The organism is Duganella sp. P38, from assembly GCF_050859475.1.
Taxonomy (GTDB): Bacteria; Pseudomonadota; Gammaproteobacteria; order Burkholderiales; family Burkholderiaceae_D; genus Rugamonas.
In genome coordinates this window covers 4,928,130-4,941,573 of the sequence record NZ_CP193936.1, presented here as the reverse complement: position 1 = coordinate 4,941,573, position 13,444 = coordinate 4,928,130, and the positions used below count along the sequence as shown (strand labels likewise).

The window sequence follows — 13,444 nt, the reverse complement described above, 5'->3', positions numbered from 1 at the left end:
CGGTTTTATTTGTTAAGGTTATCCGCGTTGGTCAGCAGCTTCTCGACCTTGAGCGCGTACTGGCCGTTCATGACGCCGTAGCTGCAATCCATGACCGGCACGCCGTCCACGGTGGCCGAAATGAATTCCGGGATTTGCAGCGGGATGATGTCGCCCGCGCGCATATTCAGGATCTCGTCGAAATTGACCTTGGCCGTGCCCAGCGACGCCACCAGTTCGACCTCGGCGATCTGGATCTGCTGCGTCATCAGGCGGATCCAGCGCTTGTCCACTTCCAGCGCCTCGCCTTGCAGGCTGGAGGTCAGCGAATCGCGGATCGGCTCGATCATCGAGTACGGCATGCAAAAGTGGATCTGGCCCGACACCGAGCCCAGCTCCACCGTGAAGGTGGACGCCACCACCACCTCGTTGGGCGTGGCGATGTTGGCGAACTGTGTATTCATTTCCGAGCGGATGTATTCGAACTCGACCGGGTAGACCGGCTCCCACGACTTGGTGTAGGCCTCGAACACGATGTCCAGGATGCGCAGGATGATGCGCTGCTCGGTCTGGGTAAAGTCGCGGCCCTCGACGCGGGTGTGGAAGCGGCCGTCGCCGCCGAACAGATTGTCCACCAGCAGGAACACCAGGCCCGGGTCGAACACCATCAGCGCCGTGCCGCGCAACGGCTTCATGTGCACCAGGTTGAGGTTGGTCGGCACCACCAGGTTGCGGATGAACTCGGAATATTTGGACACCCGCACCGAGCCCACCGAGACCTCGGCGCTGCGGCGCAGGAAGTTGAACAGGCCGACGCGCAGCAGGCGGGCGAAGCGTTCGTTGATAATCTCCAGCGTCGGCATACGGCCGCGCACGATACGTTCCTGGGTGGCCAGGTTGTAGTTGCGTACGCCGGCGACGTCTTCCGCCGCCGCGACATCGTCCTGGTCGCCGTTGACGCCCTTCAGCAGGGCATCGACTTCTTCCTGGGAGAGAAAATTATCAGCCATGGCTTATCTGCTTCTCTGCTTACTGAATGATGAACGACGTGAACAGCACGTCCTCGATTTCCTGCTGCGAACCGCGGTCCTCGAACGGTTCTTTCAAGGCCGTGATGATGTCCTTGGCCAGCTGGACCTTGCCTTCCGGCGTGTTGATCTCGCTGGCGTGCTTGCTCGACAGCAGCAACAGGATGCGGCTGCGCACCTTGGCCATGTTCTTCTTCACTTCTTCCTGCGTTTCCGGATCGCTCAGCTGTAGCGAAAAGGCCACTTGCAGGTATTGGTCGGCGCCGTTCTCGCCCGGTTGCAGGTTGACGGTGAATGGTTCGACCGGCTCATAGATCACCGGGCCGGCCGGCTTCTTGGCTTTCTTCTTCTTGGCCGGCGCCTCGTCATGCTCCTCCGCATCGGCCTTGCCGTGCATGAAGAACCATGCCGCGCCGGCGCCGCCGCCACCGAGCAGCAACACCAGTATCACGATGATGATGATCAGTTTTTGTTGCCGCCGCCGGCTGGTGCTTCAACTTTCTGATCCGCTTTCATTTTTGGATTCGCTTTCAAAATAGCCCTTCAAACTGCTCGATGGATCACGCCGCCATTATGGCATTATCGCTTGCGCCAAGGCATACGGAAGCGCCGAAAAGAGGGGCTTCCCCATGCTGCTTGACATTTCCCTAGTGTAACAGACAACAAAACCGGGAGGGCGGTGCGCCGGTCCCGGTCGGTCGTGGCTGCCGCTTGGGATCAGGCGAAGGTGTCGACGGCGCCGGCCGGCAGCCGGCGTGGGGCCGGCGCGCCGCGCGCCTCGGCTTCGCCGCCCTCGGCGCTGTCGCGGCCATAGCGGCCGCCGGCACGGCCGCTGCCGCCGTTGGCGCTGCCGGCCTGCTGGCTGAAGGCGCTGTTGTTCTGGTCCGACATGCCGGCCGAAACAGTGGCGCTACCCAGCTGGATGCCGGCGTCGCTCATCATTTCCTTCAGTTTCGGCAGCGCGTTCTCCAGCGCCTCGCGCACTTCGGGCGCGGCCGAGCTGAAGGCGGCGGTGGCCTGGTCCTTGTTGACGCTCAACACCACTTGCAGCGGGCCCAGGTCTGGCGGATTCAGTTCCATGGTGGCGCTGTGCTCGCCGCCGGCAGCCATGAAGATGATTTTCTGGCCCAGTTGCTGGTCCCAGGCCTGGGTGCCGACGCGGCTGCTGAGCTTGTCGGTCGGCACGGTCGTGGCGGCCTTGGCGATTTCCTGCGCCGCCTGGCTGGCAGTCGGCGCGATGGTGATATTGGCTTGTTCCTTCAGCGCCGCGGCCACCTCGGCGTTGACGGTGGTGGCTTTCGGCGCGGCGGCCAGCTGGGCCGCATTGATGTCGGCCTGTTGCAGCGTCGGCGACGCTGGCTGCTGCGTCCCGGCGCCGGGCGCCGCCTTGGCGGCGGCCTGGGCCAGTGCATCGGCGTCCGCCTTGCCGTTGGCGGCGCTGGCCGCGCCGTCGGCCGGCAGGGTGGCGCCCGGCTTGAGGTCGGCGTCGGTGCTGGCCGCCACGGCGGTAGCGATCACCGGTTTCAGATTCTCCGTGCCATCGGCTTTGCCGGCGGCTGCCTTGGCGGCGGCGGCGGCTGCGGCGGCCAGGTCGGCCGCGCTTTGCGCCGGGGCGCCGGCCTTGCCGAGTGCCTCCTTGAAATCGGCGGCCAGTGCGGCCGCGTCCTGGGTGGCGAGGGCGGCGGCCCCGGCGTCCGCATCGGTGGCGCCTGCTGCGGCCAGGGCCGCGTCGGCGCCGGCCGCCGCAGCGGCTGCGGCGGCCGCCAGGTCAGCGGCGCTGGCGCCGGCGGCGCCGACTGCCGCGCCGGCGGCCTGCGCATTGGCGGCGGTCGTGGCCGCGCTGGCGTCGGCAGCGGCGGCCGGCTGGTTATAGGCGGCCATCAGCGCCAGCATGTCGGCCACCGGATCGGCGCCGCGCGCTTGCCCGGCGTCGCCGGCGTCCTGGCTGTTGTCGCTCTCGCTGGCGGCGGTCTTGGCCGGCGCCGCTTGCTCGTCGCTGGCGGCCGGCCTGGTGTCGGTGGATGGATGTTCCGGCTGCCTGGCGGGCGCCGCTTGCTGCGGCTTCGGCGCGGCCGCGCGCGCGGCGTTGGCGCGTTCGGCGTTGCGCGCCTGCTCGTTGCGGGTTTGCTGGTTGGCGCCGGCGTTGCCGTTCTGGCGCTGGCTCATCTCGCGCGTCAACGCCTGCTTGAAAGCATCGTTATCGCCGCCCGCGTTCAGGTTCAAATTGACTTTGGGCGCTGCCACTGCATTGGCATTGAGGAGGGGAGTTTGAATATTCTGCATGATTGCGCCGTATCTTGTTCGGTTAATGCGTCATCGCTTGTAATAGGCCCCGCGCGCCGCGTGCTCGTCCATCGCCTTCTGGTCGCGCTTGTTTTCCAGCTTGAGCGCCGCCGCGTCGGCGCGGTCGTTCAGCGTGGAGTAGGACATGCGCTTGCGCTCGCTGGCCTGCCAGGCTTTCTTTTCCTGTTCGCTGCGGTACTCGGCGTGCTTGATCATGTCCAGCTGGCCCTTGACCGCGGTGTCCAGCTTTTCGATAAAAGCCACGAAATTGCGGTAGGCCATCGGCGTGATCCCGGCCGCCTGCGCAGCTTCAAATTTCTTGATGTATTCCTCTTGGAAACCCACCAGCATTTCGTGCTTCTGCTTGGCCTCTTCCACCTGCTTGAGGGACGCGCCCAGACGCTTGGCAGCGTCGTCTGTTTCACGCTGTGCCAGGTCCATCAGGGTTTCTAGTTGCGCTTTGGAAGCCATAATGACAAATTATAAGTAGCATGCTACCCGTTCAATCAGTCGAACAGAGAGGTTAATTGCCCCAAACTCTCGCCCATGGTGACGCGTTCTGTGATTTGTTGCTGTAAGAAATTTTCTATCCGATCATGCAATTGGATAGCCTGGTCCAGCACCGGGTCGGTGCCGGCGGCGTAGGCGCCCACGCTGATCAGGTCGCGGCTGCGCTCGAAACGCGAGAACAGCTGCTTGAGCTGGCGCGCCTTGGTCTGGTGTTCATGCGAGGTGATCGAATGCATCGCCCGGCTGATCGATTGCTCGATGTCGATGGCCGGGTAGTGGCCGGCCTCGGCCAGGCGGCGGTTCAGCACGATGTGGCCGTCGAGAATCGCGCGCGCCGAGTCGGCGATCGGGTCCTGCTGGTCGTCGCCCTCGGTCAGCACGGTGTAGAAGGCGGTGATCGAACCGCCGCCCAGTTCGCCATTGCCGGCGCGTTCGACCAGCACCGGCAGCTTGGCGAACACCGACGGCGGATAGCCCTTGGTGGCGGGCGGCTCGCCGATGGCCAGCGCGATCTCGCGTTGCGCCATGGCGTAGCGGGTCAGCGAATCCATGATCAGCAGCACGTTCTGGCCCTTGTCGCGGAAGTGCTCGGCAATGGCGGTGCAGTAGGCCGCGCCTTGCAGGCGCATCAGCGGCGGCGTGTCGGCCGGCGCCGCCACCACCACCGAGCGCGCCAGGCCTTCCTCGCCGAGAATCTGCTCGATGAATTCCTTGACCTCGCGTCCGCGTTCGCCGATCAGGCCGACGATGATGATGTCGGCCTCGGTGTAGCGCGCCATCATGCCCAGCAGCACGGACTTGCCGACGCCGGAACCCGCGAACAGGCCCATGCGCTGACCGCGGCCGACCGTCAGCATGGCGTTGATGCAGCGCACGCCGACGTCCAGCGTTTCGACGATGGGCGCGCGGCCCAGCGGGTTGGCGGGGCGGGTGTTGATCGGCGCGCTGTCGGTGGCCTGGATCGGGCCGAGGCCGTCCAGCGGGCGGCCGGCGGCGTCCACCACGCGGCCCAGCAATTCGATGCCGACCGGCAGGTGGCGCGCGCGGTCGCTCGGCCGGCGGCGCGGGTGTGCCACGGTGCCCGGCTTGGGAATGGCCGGCTCGACCGGGAAGACGCGCGTGCCCGGCACCACGCCTTCGACGTCCGACTGCGGCATCAGGAACAGCTTGTCGCCCTCGAAGCCGACCACTTCGGCCTCGATGCGGCCGCCGCTGGGCAGCGGCACGGTGCAGGCGGCGCCGACCGCCAGGCGCAGCCCGACCGCCTCCATCACCAGCCCGGCCACGCGGGTGACGCGGCCCGATACCTGCATCGGCTCGACCATGTCGACCAGCGCCGAGCAATCGTTCAGATAGGATTTCCAGCGCCCTGCGTGCGGATTGGCGGCCGGGCCGGCCGGGAGGGCGGCGCCATCGCCGGCGGCGCCGGCAGCAACGGTGTGGTCTACGGTATCCATGGCGTCAGTCCAGCCAGTCGACTTCCTTGCCCAGCGCGTGGCTCAGGCGTTGCCAGCGCGCGGCTGCGGTGGCGTCGATGGTGTTGCTGGCGGTATCGACCTTGCAGCCGCCGCGGCCGATCGACGGGTCCTCGACCACGCGCCAGCCGCCCTTGTCGAGTTCCTCGGCAATGCCGGCGCGCACCGTGGCGGCGTCGTCGGGATGCAACACCAGCAGCGCCGGCTGTTGCAGCACCGGCAGGTATTCGATGGCGTCGCGCACGATCGGCAGGATCAGTTCCGGCTTGACCTGCAAGGCGTTCTTCAGCATGCCCTTAGCCAGCTGCAACGCCAGGTCCAGCACCTCGTTGGCGATCAACTGGTCGGCGTCCTGCAGCGCGTTGCTGAAGTTGTTGGCCAGTTCGCGCACCTGTTGCAGTTCCTGCTTCAGCGCCTCGTCGGCAGCCTTGCGCACGGCCTCGGTGGCGTCGGCATGGCCGGCCGCGTGGCCCTCGTCGTAGCCGTCCTTGCGGGCGTCCTCGCGGATCTGTTCCAGCTCCTCGACGGTCGGGTACTCGATGGGCGGCGGCGGGGGCGGGCCCATCTCCATTTGTTCCTGCTGCGCCTCAAGCGCCTGCTGCACGCGCTGCTCGGCCTCGCGGCGGGCGTTGTCGGCGTCGATCTCGCGTTGTTCCGCTTCGCGCAGCGCCAGCGTGCTGGGGCGCTCGTCGCCAAACGAGGTCATTTCCCAGCGCTTGAATGCCGGCTGCGCGTCTTTCGAATGAATAACCATTAAACGAAGGAATCCTCACCTTTGCCACCAAGCACGATCTGACCCTCGTCGGCCAGGCGCCGCACGATTTGCAGTATCTGCTTTTGTTGCGTTTCCACTTCCGACAGGCGCACCGGGCCTTTCGACTCCAGGTCCTCGCGCATCATTTCCGACGCACGGGCCGACATGTTCTTGAAGATCTTGTCGCGCAGCTCCTGCGACGCGCCCTTGAGCGCGATGATCAGCATTTCCGACTGCACTTCGCGCAGCAGCAGCTGGATGCCGCGGTCGTCGATATCGATCAGATTGTCGAACACGAACATCTCGTCCATGATCTTCTGCGCCATGTCGTTGTCGTAGTTCTTGATATTGTCCATGACCGAGCTTTCCTGCTCGCCGGACATGAAGTTGAGAATCTCGGCCGCTGCGCGCACGCCGCCCAGCGTCGATTTCTTGATGTTCTCGTTACCCGACAGCAGCTTGGTCAGCACGTCGTTGAGCTCGCGCAGCGCGGCCGGCTGCACGCCGTCCAAGGTGGCGATGCGCAGCACCACGTCGTTGCGCAGGCGGTCGGTGAAGTTGCCGAGGATTTCGCAGGCCTGGTCACGCTCCAGGTGGACCAGGATGGTGGCGATGATCTGCGGGTGTTCGTTGCGGATCAGTTCGGCAACGGACTGCGAATCCATCCACTTCAGCGATTCGATGCCGGACGCGTCCTTGCCGCCCAGAATGCGCGACAGCAGCACCGAGGCCTTGTCGTCGCCGAGCGCCTTGGTCAGCACCTGGCGGATGTACTCGTCGGAATCGAGGCCCACGGTCGAGGCGGCCGCGACCATGTCGCGGAAATTGTCCAGCGTGCCCACCACTTCCTCGTGCGGCACGTTCTTCATGGTGGCCATGGCGGCGCCGAGCTTGAGCACCTCGCGCGGGCCGAGGAACTTCATCACCTCGGCGGCCTCGGCCTCGCCCATGGCCAGCATCAGGATGGCGGCTTTTTGCAGTCCGGTATTCTCAGTCATTTGCGCCTATCCAGTCCTTAATCACATTGGCCACAATGCGTGGGTCTTCCATCGCCAGTTTCTTGGCCATGGCCAGGTTTTCGCGGTAGCCGCGCGCGGTGTTTTCTTCCATCTTGCGCAGCTCTTCTTCGGCGATGAGCGCCTCGTCCGGGCCCTCGTCGATCTGTTCCTCCGGCACTTCCGGTTCCGGCTCGGGCGCGTTGATCTCGTCGATCTTCTTGAACACCGGCCGCATCATCGGGCGCACGATGCGCATCACAATGTACAGCAGGATCAGGGCGGTAATCAGGAACTTCGCCAGATCCTTGGCCATCGGCAAGTTGGCCGGATCGCGCCACCAGTCCGGCGGCGCCTCGAACGGCTTGTCGACGCCATCGAACGGCGAATTGGCGACGCTGACGGCGTCGCCGCGGTCCTGGTTATAGCCCATGGCCTGCTTGACCAGATCGTTGATCTTGGCCATCTCTTCAGGAGTATAGGCCTTTACCGTAACTTTGCCGTCCTTATCGACGATGCGCTTGTAATTGACCACCACCGCCACGGTCATGCGGCGCAGGCCGCCCATGCCGCGTTGCTCGTAACGCACAGTTTTATCGACTTCGTAATTGGTAGTCGATTCCTTGTGGCTCGGCGCGCCGGCGGCGCCGCTGGCCGGCAGCGCGCCCGGCGGCGTGCCCGGGGCGGGCGCATTCGGGCCGTTGGCGGCGGCGGTCTGGTTCAGCGGCGCGGTGGCAGTGCCCGGCGGCTGGTTCGACAGCGCGCCCGGAATGCCGCCCGGATTGGTATTGTTGCCGTTGCCATTGGTTTCGCTGGTCTGCTGGCTGCGGATGGCCGATGCCGCCGGCGGCGAGTTCGGCTTGTAGTTCTCGGACGCCTGCTCGATCTGCGCGAAGTCGACATCGGCCACCGCCTCGGCGCGCACATTACCCTCGCCGACGATGGGGATGATGATCGACTCGACCTGCTTGATCACCTGGGTTTGCAGGTTCTTGACGTATTTCAGCTGCTGCTCGTCGAGCTTGGCGTTGTTGGCGCCAGCCTTTTCCTGGTCGGAAATCAGGTTGCCGGCCTGGTCGACCACGGTGACGTTGGACGGCAACAGTTCCGGCACGCTGGAGGCGACCAGGTGGACGATGGCGCCGGTCTGGGCGCGGTCGAGCATGCGGTTCGGGTGCAGCGTGACGATGACCGAGGCGGTCGGTTTCTGCTGGTCGCGCACGAACACCGACGGTTTCGGCAGCGCCAGGTGGACGCGGGCGTTCTCGACCGGCGCGAGCGACATCACCGAGCGCGCCAGCTCGCCTTCGAGCGCGCGCTGGTAATTGACCTGTTCGAGGAACTGCGACACACCCAGCTTCTGGTTCTCCATCAGCTCGAAGCCGACGTTGCCGCCTTTCGGCAAGCCCTGGGCCGCCAGTTTCAGGCGGATGTCGTGCACCTGTTCGGCCGGCACCAGGATGGCGCTGCCGTTGTCGGAAAACTTGTGCTTGACCTGCAACTTGTCGAGTTCAGCGGTGATGGCGCCGCCGTCGCGGTCGGTGAAATTGGAAAACAGCACCGCGTACTCGGGCGGCTTGTTCCACAGCCACAGCCCGATCAGCACGGCCACGATGGCGGCGGCGCCGGCGGCGCGCACGAAGTTCTTGCCCATCGGCGTCTGGATGAAGGGCAGTTTCTCGGCGCCGTCTTCGGCTGCCTCGGCTGCTGTGGCGCTATTGATCTCTTCCGCTACGGCCATGATGGTTGGGTCCCGAATACGAGGGTTCTTGAAGGAATACGGCCATTATTACTTGTAAATAGGAAATCCAATAGCCCGAACAGCGCGCCCTTTACGGTTCTGCTCGAAGCAGGAGGCTGGACCAACCCTTGATATTCTGTCAGCACTGATAAAGCCTTGCCGTATTGTAACAAGAGGAGTAGCAATGAGAACAGGTGGAATAGACAGCAGCCAGATCCAGTCGATGATCGCGCAGCTGAAGGCCCACGCCACGCGGCCGAGCCTGACGCCGCCGGTGATCCAGACCGAAGCGCCGGCGCAGCCGAAGGTAGAATTCACGGACGCGCTGAAGACGGCGCTGGACTCGGTCAACGCCAGCGCGCGGACGGCCGAGGGCATGGGCAAGAAATTCGCGTCGGGGGACGACTCGGTCAGCCTGTCGGACCTGATGATCGCGCAGCAGAAATCGAGCATCAACTTCCAGGCCGCGATCCAGGTCCGCAACAAGCTGGTCTCGGCCTACCACGACATCATGAATATGCAAGTCTAAAACCGGGGTCAGATACCGTCTTGAATGGCAAGCCCTTTTGAAAGGTAATTGGCGTCAAAGGGCTTGCCGGTACGAATGACACCGTAGATGAGATGCACGAGCTTATGCATCACGGCGCCGATCACGGCTTTTTCGCCATGCCATTATTCGCCAGGCGCTGGGCAAACTGGTGTAGTAGCGGGTTGTGGCGGCTTGCCACCATGCCGGGCATATAAAGCGCGGCGCGCATTGAGGTGCTGCCCTTGCGGCTGATGATGGTGCGCCCCCGAAGCGAGGTTCCTGAGCTGCGCTGGCGTGGCGTCACGCCGAGAAATGCCGCCAAGGCCTTCGCGTTGCCGAAGCGCCGAATGTCGCCCAACTGGCCCAAGATGCGAGCTGCGGTGGTGTTGCCAATGCCTGGAATACTGGTGATGAGCTGCGCGTCGTGCTTGAGGCCGGGATGGCGGTCGATGTGGTCATCCACGTCGTCTTCCAGTTGCTTGATCTCGGTGTCAAACCAGGCAATGAGCAAGCGCGCTTGCTCAGCCACCTCGCCCATGCCGCTGGCCTCATAGCTTTCCAGCCGGTTGCGTTCCTGCTGGCGCATATCCTTCAGAGCCAGTATCCGCTGCGACCACGCACGCAACTGACGTTGCTCCAGCGGAGCGGGCGCCCACGTTGCCGGCGCCATCGCCGCGCAGTAACGTGCGATCAATGCTGCGTCCGCCTTGTCGGTTTTATTGCGCAGGTTCTCGCTCTGGCCAAAGCCCTTGATACAGCCCGGATTGACTACGCTCACGGCAAGCCCGGCATCATGAAGCGTGGTTGCCACCTCCTCGAAATACACGCCGGTCGCTTCCATGCAGACCCGTAATGCCGCCTTGGGTAACTTGGTCTTGTCCAGCCATTCCAAGAGCAGCTGATGGCCTGCGGCAGAGTTATCTATGACCTTGCTCTTGATCTTGCCGTTCACTAGCAGGGCCACGTCGAGCTTTTTCTTGCCGACATCAATCCCCACGATTGCTGTTGAGCTATCCATTTTTGACCTCTCTCGTATGCGGGCTTACGCGCGAGGCGATGACCCAAGATACCGTTCGGACTTTTAAAATGAAACAGGCAGGGGCACCAATCTGACCCACGGGCTCAATGGCCCAAATTCTGATCGGCATCACCCTGCCTGACCACCTCCGTCACTTTATCCGATGATGGGGCGGTATGCTCAATATACGAGGTCTGACAAACGCACACGGGCTCAACTGCTGCGCAGTTGAGCCCGTGTGCGTTTGTCAGACCTGACCCCGGGTTATGTGAGGCCGGCGATGCGGGCGTTGCGTTCGCGCTCCAGCTTGGTGATGAAGCGCTGCACCGCCGACAGGTTGCCGCGCGAGATGTCGACGAATTCGCAGCCCAGGCGGCGGTTGGTTTTGTTGTTGAGCAGCGTCATGTCCAGCGAGTTGCGCACCTGCAGCGCCGTGCTGACCTGGCCGATCTCGGGCAGGTCGATGCGGCAACCGTCGTATTGCTTGCCGATGGCGTTGGCCAGGATCATTTTGTTGTCGAGGATGGAGATGCCGCCGCAGCTGATGTCGGCCAGCGGAAACGAGGTCGGCCCGCCCAAGTCGTCCGGCAGCGGAATCAGCACCCGCACCGGGTTGCTGACCGGCGTCGAGATGCGGTAATACTCGCGCCGCTGCAGCCGGATCAGCGAGGCCGGGATGGCGATCTTGAACGCCGGGTTGCCTTCGAACGTGGCCGCTTCGACGCGCTCGGCCGCGAACAGGATGCGCACCTTGTCCAGCGAGGTTTCAAACGATAACTGCGGCGAGGCCAGCACCCGCTGGTTTTGCTCCTGGTCGATCGAGCAGTCGAGGTAGACCGCGTCGCCCGCGTCGTCGACGCCGAGGACCGAGGTGACGCAGACGTCCGACTCGCCGTTGATCAGCATGCGGATTAACTGGTTTTTTCGCCGATGCCGCGCAGCAGCGCGTAAATCTCGCGCCGCGACTCGACTTCAAAATCGTGCCAGTTCTCCAAATCCGCATCCTGAAAGTGTGAGTACATCTAGTGCCAGTCGAGTCAATTTTCGGTCAAGGGGATGCTGGTGTCCGGTGCCGGCGGCAGCGGGGCGCCAGACTTTTGCGCTGCTTCAATATGATATAGCCACGCTAATAGTTCCGCAATCGTCCGGTACAACATGGGGGGATTTGTTGATCCAAGTCAACATCCATGAGCAGCGAGACAAGTTCCTTGGACTCGTGGATGGCCACACCGGCCTCCTGCGCCACGTGGATGATCTGCTCGGCGATCAGGCCGCGGCCCTTGGCCACCACCTTGGGCGCCGGCTGGCCGCTGTCGTAGGCCAGCGCCACCGCCTGTTGCAGCGGCTTGCGCGGGGCGTCGTCGTTCATGGCTGGGCCTCATCGTCGCGGCTGATGGTCAGCGACGACAGCTGCGCGCCGGCCGCCTGCATCGCGCTTTCCAGCTGGCCCGACCAGGCGCGCAGCGTGCTGGCGCTGCCGTCGCTGTCGGTCTGCACCTGGATGTGGACCTGGTCGCCGATCAGCGTCACCGCCGCCGACACCGCGCCCAGCATCGGCAGGCGGAAACGCACGCCGCTGCGCCAGATCTGCTCCGGCTCGGCGTTGCTGTCGCCGCCGCCCTTGCCGCCTTCGCGCTGGTCGCGCCGCACTTCCCATTGCATCTGCTGGCCCGGCCAGGCCTGGCCGTTCCACAGCACGCGGTTCTGCTCCTGCGTGTGCAACTGCTGGTTGACCATTTGCGCGGCGGTCAGGTCGGGGCCGCTGGCGGCCGCGCGCGCCGCGCCTTCCTGGCCTTGCTGCAGCAGGCGCTGCATCTGCGGCTCGCGCATCAGGTCGGCCAGCGGACGCTCGCCCTTGGCCCATTCGGCCACATGCGATTCGTAGAACAGGCCGCTTTTGGATATGGTTTCCTGCAACTTTTGCGTCAGGTCGGCGGTGTCCGGCGCGGCGTTGCCGAACAGCGCGGTCTTGCCGATCAGCGCCAGTTGCGACGCCTGGCCGGGCTGCGACAGCGCCGTGCTGAGCATGGTGGTCAGCACCCGCGCCGCGCTGCTGAGCGTCGCCTGCGGCGTGTTGGCGCCCAGTTCGGGCAACTCGTGCGACGGGATCAGCGGCGCCTTGCCCAGCAGCGTCGCCGCCAGGCTTTGCGGCCGCGCGCCCTCGGCTGCTGCGGCACTGGCCGGCGCCCGTGGCCAGCGCGGCAGCCGGATTCGGCGTCGCTGCGCCCGGCCGGCCCGGCTGTGCGGCGTCGGCCGCGCCGGGACGGCCAGCGGCGGGATCGCCGGCGCCGGGCTTGAGCTGGCCCGGCACGGCCTCGCCGTCGGCGGCCGCCTGGGCGCCGCCGCCCGGCGCGCCCGGCAGGCCCGGTTGGCCCGCCGCGCCGCTGGCAGGCTTGCCGCCGCCCGGCACGTAGACGGCGGCGCCCTGCGACGGCAGCTCGGCGGCCGCCTCGCCGCCATCGGAATACAGCACGGTGGCGCTGCCGGGCGGCGCGTTGCCGAGCTGGAAAGTGGGGCGGGGCTGGGCGCTGAGCACGGTCAGCGGGACATTGCTGCCCACTTGCGTGTCGCCCGGCAGCATCATGCGCACGGCGTTGTCGGCCACCTTGACCAGGTAGCTGCCGTCCTTCATCTTGGACATCACCTCGGCGCTGACGGTCTGGCCGACGAGGTTCTGCAGCGCCCGCTGGAAGGCGGCCTGGCGGCCGTCGCCGATGGCAACGCCGGCGCCAGCGCCATCAGCCGGCTTGACCGGCGTGATTCCAGCGTCCAGGCGCGGCAACATGGCGCGCGCCTGCTTTAGACGCTACCGTAGGCGTTGACGACGCGTCGTTCAGTGCCGGTGGTGTTGATCAGCTTGGACAACTGGGCCATCCACGGCATGGTCAGGTCGCGGATCTGACGGTCGGCGTTGAGCATCTGACGGATCAGTTCGATCTTGCGCTCGCGGTCGGCGCCGCGCATCGGCTGTTGCTGCTCCTGGTCGCGCAGCGCCTGCACATGGGCGGCGCAGCGCTGTTCGAGCAATGCCAGCGTATCCCAGTCGCTGCGCGTGGCGGCTTGCACCATCTGCTCGCTGAGGTCGGCCATGGCGGCGTACACGGATAAAACATCTTGACTCGTCATCATAAA

13 protein-coding genes and 2 pseudogenes are annotated in these 13,444 nt (G+C 65.1%); 2 read left to right on the top strand and 13 right to left on the bottom strand.

Going from position 1 to position 13,444, the window contains the following annotated elements; genetic code table 11:
* Window positions 1-5: 5 nt before the first annotated feature.
* The 8 genes from fliM to fliF form a co-directional block, all read right to left on the bottom strand.
* Complete coding sequence (fliM, locus tag ACRQ5J_RS23020; protein WP_432380128.1) at window positions 6-989, bottom strand: flagellar motor switch protein FliM; 984 nt, start codon at window positions 987-989, stop codon at window positions 6-8.
* A gap of 19 nt (window positions 990-1,008) precedes the next feature.
* The gene (fliL, locus tag ACRQ5J_RS23015; RefSeq protein ID WP_432380126.1) at window positions 1,009-1,458 is read right to left on the bottom strand and encodes a flagellar basal body-associated protein FliL; all 450 of its coding nucleotides are present in this window, start codon (window positions 1,456-1,458) and stop codon (window positions 1,009-1,011) included.
* A gap of 266 nt (window positions 1,459-1,724) precedes the next feature.
* On the bottom strand, window positions 1,725-3,230 hold the full coding sequence (locus ACRQ5J_RS23010) for a flagellar hook-length control protein FliK (protein WP_432380124.1): 1,506 nt from the start codon (window positions 3,228-3,230) through the stop codon (window positions 1,725-1,727).
* A 90-nt stretch (window positions 3,231-3,320) separates the two neighbouring features.
* Window positions 3,321-3,761 (bottom strand): flagellar export protein FliJ, encoded by a 441-nt coding sequence (gene fliJ, locus ACRQ5J_RS23005; protein ID WP_432380123.1) that lies wholly within the window; start codon window positions 3,759-3,761, stop codon window positions 3,321-3,323.
* A gap of 35 nt (window positions 3,762-3,796) precedes the next feature.
* On the bottom strand, window positions 3,797-5,257 hold the full coding sequence (gene fliI / locus ACRQ5J_RS23000; protein WP_432380121.1) for a flagellar protein export ATPase FliI: 1,461 nt from the start codon (window positions 5,255-5,257) through the stop codon (window positions 3,797-3,799).
* Window positions 5,258-5,261: 4 nt separating this feature from the next.
* Window positions 5,262-6,029 carry a flagellar assembly protein FliH gene (locus tag ACRQ5J_RS22995; RefSeq protein ID WP_432380120.1) on the bottom strand — a complete coding sequence of 256 codons (768 nt, stop codon included), beginning with the start codon at window positions 6,027-6,029 and terminating at the stop codon, window positions 5,262-5,264.
* Window positions 6,029-7,027 carry a flagellar motor switch protein FliG gene (gene fliG / locus ACRQ5J_RS22990; RefSeq protein ID WP_432380118.1) on the bottom strand — a complete coding sequence of 333 codons (999 nt, stop codon included), beginning with the start codon at window positions 7,025-7,027 and terminating at the stop codon, window positions 6,029-6,031. Before fliG ends, ACRQ5J_RS22995 begins: the two co-directional genes overlap by 1 nt.
* Window positions 7,020-8,765, bottom strand: coding sequence for a flagellar basal-body MS-ring/collar protein FliF (fliF, locus tag ACRQ5J_RS22985; RefSeq protein ID WP_432380117.1), 1,746 nt, complete (start codon window positions 8,763-8,765; stop codon window positions 7,020-7,022). The genes fliG and fliF overlap by 8 nt, the downstream gene beginning before the upstream one ends.
* Window positions 8,766-8,949: 184 nt before the next feature.
* Between fliF and fliE the strand changes: the two genes are divergently transcribed.
* Entirely contained in the window at window positions 8,950-9,294 is a 345-nt protein-coding gene (gene fliE, locus ACRQ5J_RS22980; RefSeq protein WP_432380115.1) for a flagellar hook-basal body complex protein FliE, read from the top strand.
* 121 nt (window positions 9,295-9,415) lie between these two features.
* Here the strand turns inward: fliE and ACRQ5J_RS22975 are convergent, their stop codons facing one another.
* The 4 genes and pseudogenes from ACRQ5J_RS22975 to ACRQ5J_RS22960 all read right to left on the bottom strand — a co-directional run bounded on the left by ACRQ5J_RS22975 (window position 9,416) and on the right by ACRQ5J_RS22960 (window position 12,406).
* Window positions 9,416-10,312, bottom strand: a complete 897-nt coding sequence (locus ACRQ5J_RS22975; protein WP_432380113.1) for an IS110 family transposase — start codon at window positions 10,310-10,312, stop codon at window positions 9,416-9,418.
* A gap of 264 nt (window positions 10,313-10,576) precedes the next feature.
* Window positions 10,577-11,334: pseudogene (locus ACRQ5J_RS22970) on the bottom strand (flagellar brake protein).
* Between the two features lie 15 nt (window positions 11,335-11,349).
* Window positions 11,350-11,681, bottom strand: a pseudogene (locus ACRQ5J_RS22965) (EscU/YscU/HrcU family type III secretion system export apparatus switch protein).
* The gene (locus ACRQ5J_RS22960; protein WP_432380111.1) at window positions 11,678-12,406 is read right to left on the bottom strand and encodes a flagellar hook-length control protein FliK; all 729 of its coding nucleotides are present in this window, start codon (window positions 12,404-12,406) and stop codon (window positions 11,678-11,680) included. The pseudogene ACRQ5J_RS22965 and the gene ACRQ5J_RS22960 overlap by 4 nt, the downstream one beginning before the upstream one ends.
* Before the next feature lie 25 nt (window positions 12,407-12,431).
* Between ACRQ5J_RS22960 and ACRQ5J_RS22955 the strand changes: the two genes are divergently transcribed.
* A complete protein-coding gene (locus ACRQ5J_RS22955; RefSeq protein ID WP_432380110.1) occupies window positions 12,432-13,115 on the top strand; it encodes a hypothetical protein in 684 nt (227 codons plus the stop codon).
* On the opposite strand, the gene ACRQ5J_RS22950 is transcribed toward ACRQ5J_RS22955, so the two are convergent.
* On the bottom strand, window positions 13,112-13,441 hold the full coding sequence (locus ACRQ5J_RS22950) for a flagellar protein FliT (protein WP_432380108.1): 330 nt from the start codon (window positions 13,439-13,441) through the stop codon (window positions 13,112-13,114). The two genes, ACRQ5J_RS22955 and ACRQ5J_RS22950, sit on opposite strands and share 4 nt — an antisense overlap.
* Window positions 13,442-13,444 lie beyond the last annotated feature (3 nt).

What these genes read in the sequence shown, in the direction of transcription:
- fliM (WP_432380128.1), bottom strand. Translation starts at nt 989, where the DNA reads ATGGCTGATAATTTTCTCTCCCAGGAAGAAGTCGATGCCCTGCTGAAG.
- fliJ (WP_432380123.1), bottom strand. Translation starts at nt 3,761, where the DNA reads ATGGCTTCCAAAGCGCAACTAGAAACCCTGATGGACCTGGCACAGCGT.
- fliI (WP_432380121.1), bottom strand. Translation starts at nt 5,257, where the DNA reads ATGGATACCGTAGACCACACCGTTGCTGCCGGCGCCGCCGGCGATGGC.
- ACRQ5J_RS22995 (WP_432380120.1), bottom strand. Translation starts at nt 6,029, where the DNA reads ATGGTTATTCATTCGAAAGACGCGCAGCCGGCATTCAAGCGCTGGGAA.
- fliG (WP_432380118.1), bottom strand. Translation starts at nt 7,027, where the DNA reads ATGACTGAGAATACCGGACTGCAAAAAGCCGCCATCCTGATGCTGGCC.
- fliF (WP_432380117.1), bottom strand. Translation starts at nt 8,765, where the DNA reads ATGGCCGTAGCGGAAGAGATCAATAGCGCCACAGCAGCCGAGGCAGCC.
- fliE (WP_432380115.1), top strand. Translation starts at nt 8,950, where the DNA reads ATGAGAACAGGTGGAATAGACAGCAGCCAGATCCAGTCGATGATCGCG.
- ACRQ5J_RS22975 (WP_432380113.1), bottom strand. Translation starts at nt 10,312, where the DNA reads ATGGATAGCTCAACAGCAATCGTGGGGATTGATGTCGGCAAGAAAAAG.
- ACRQ5J_RS22950 (WP_432380108.1), bottom strand. Translation starts at nt 13,441, where the DNA reads ATGATGACGAGTCAAGATGTTTTATCCGTGTACGCCGCCATGGCCGAC.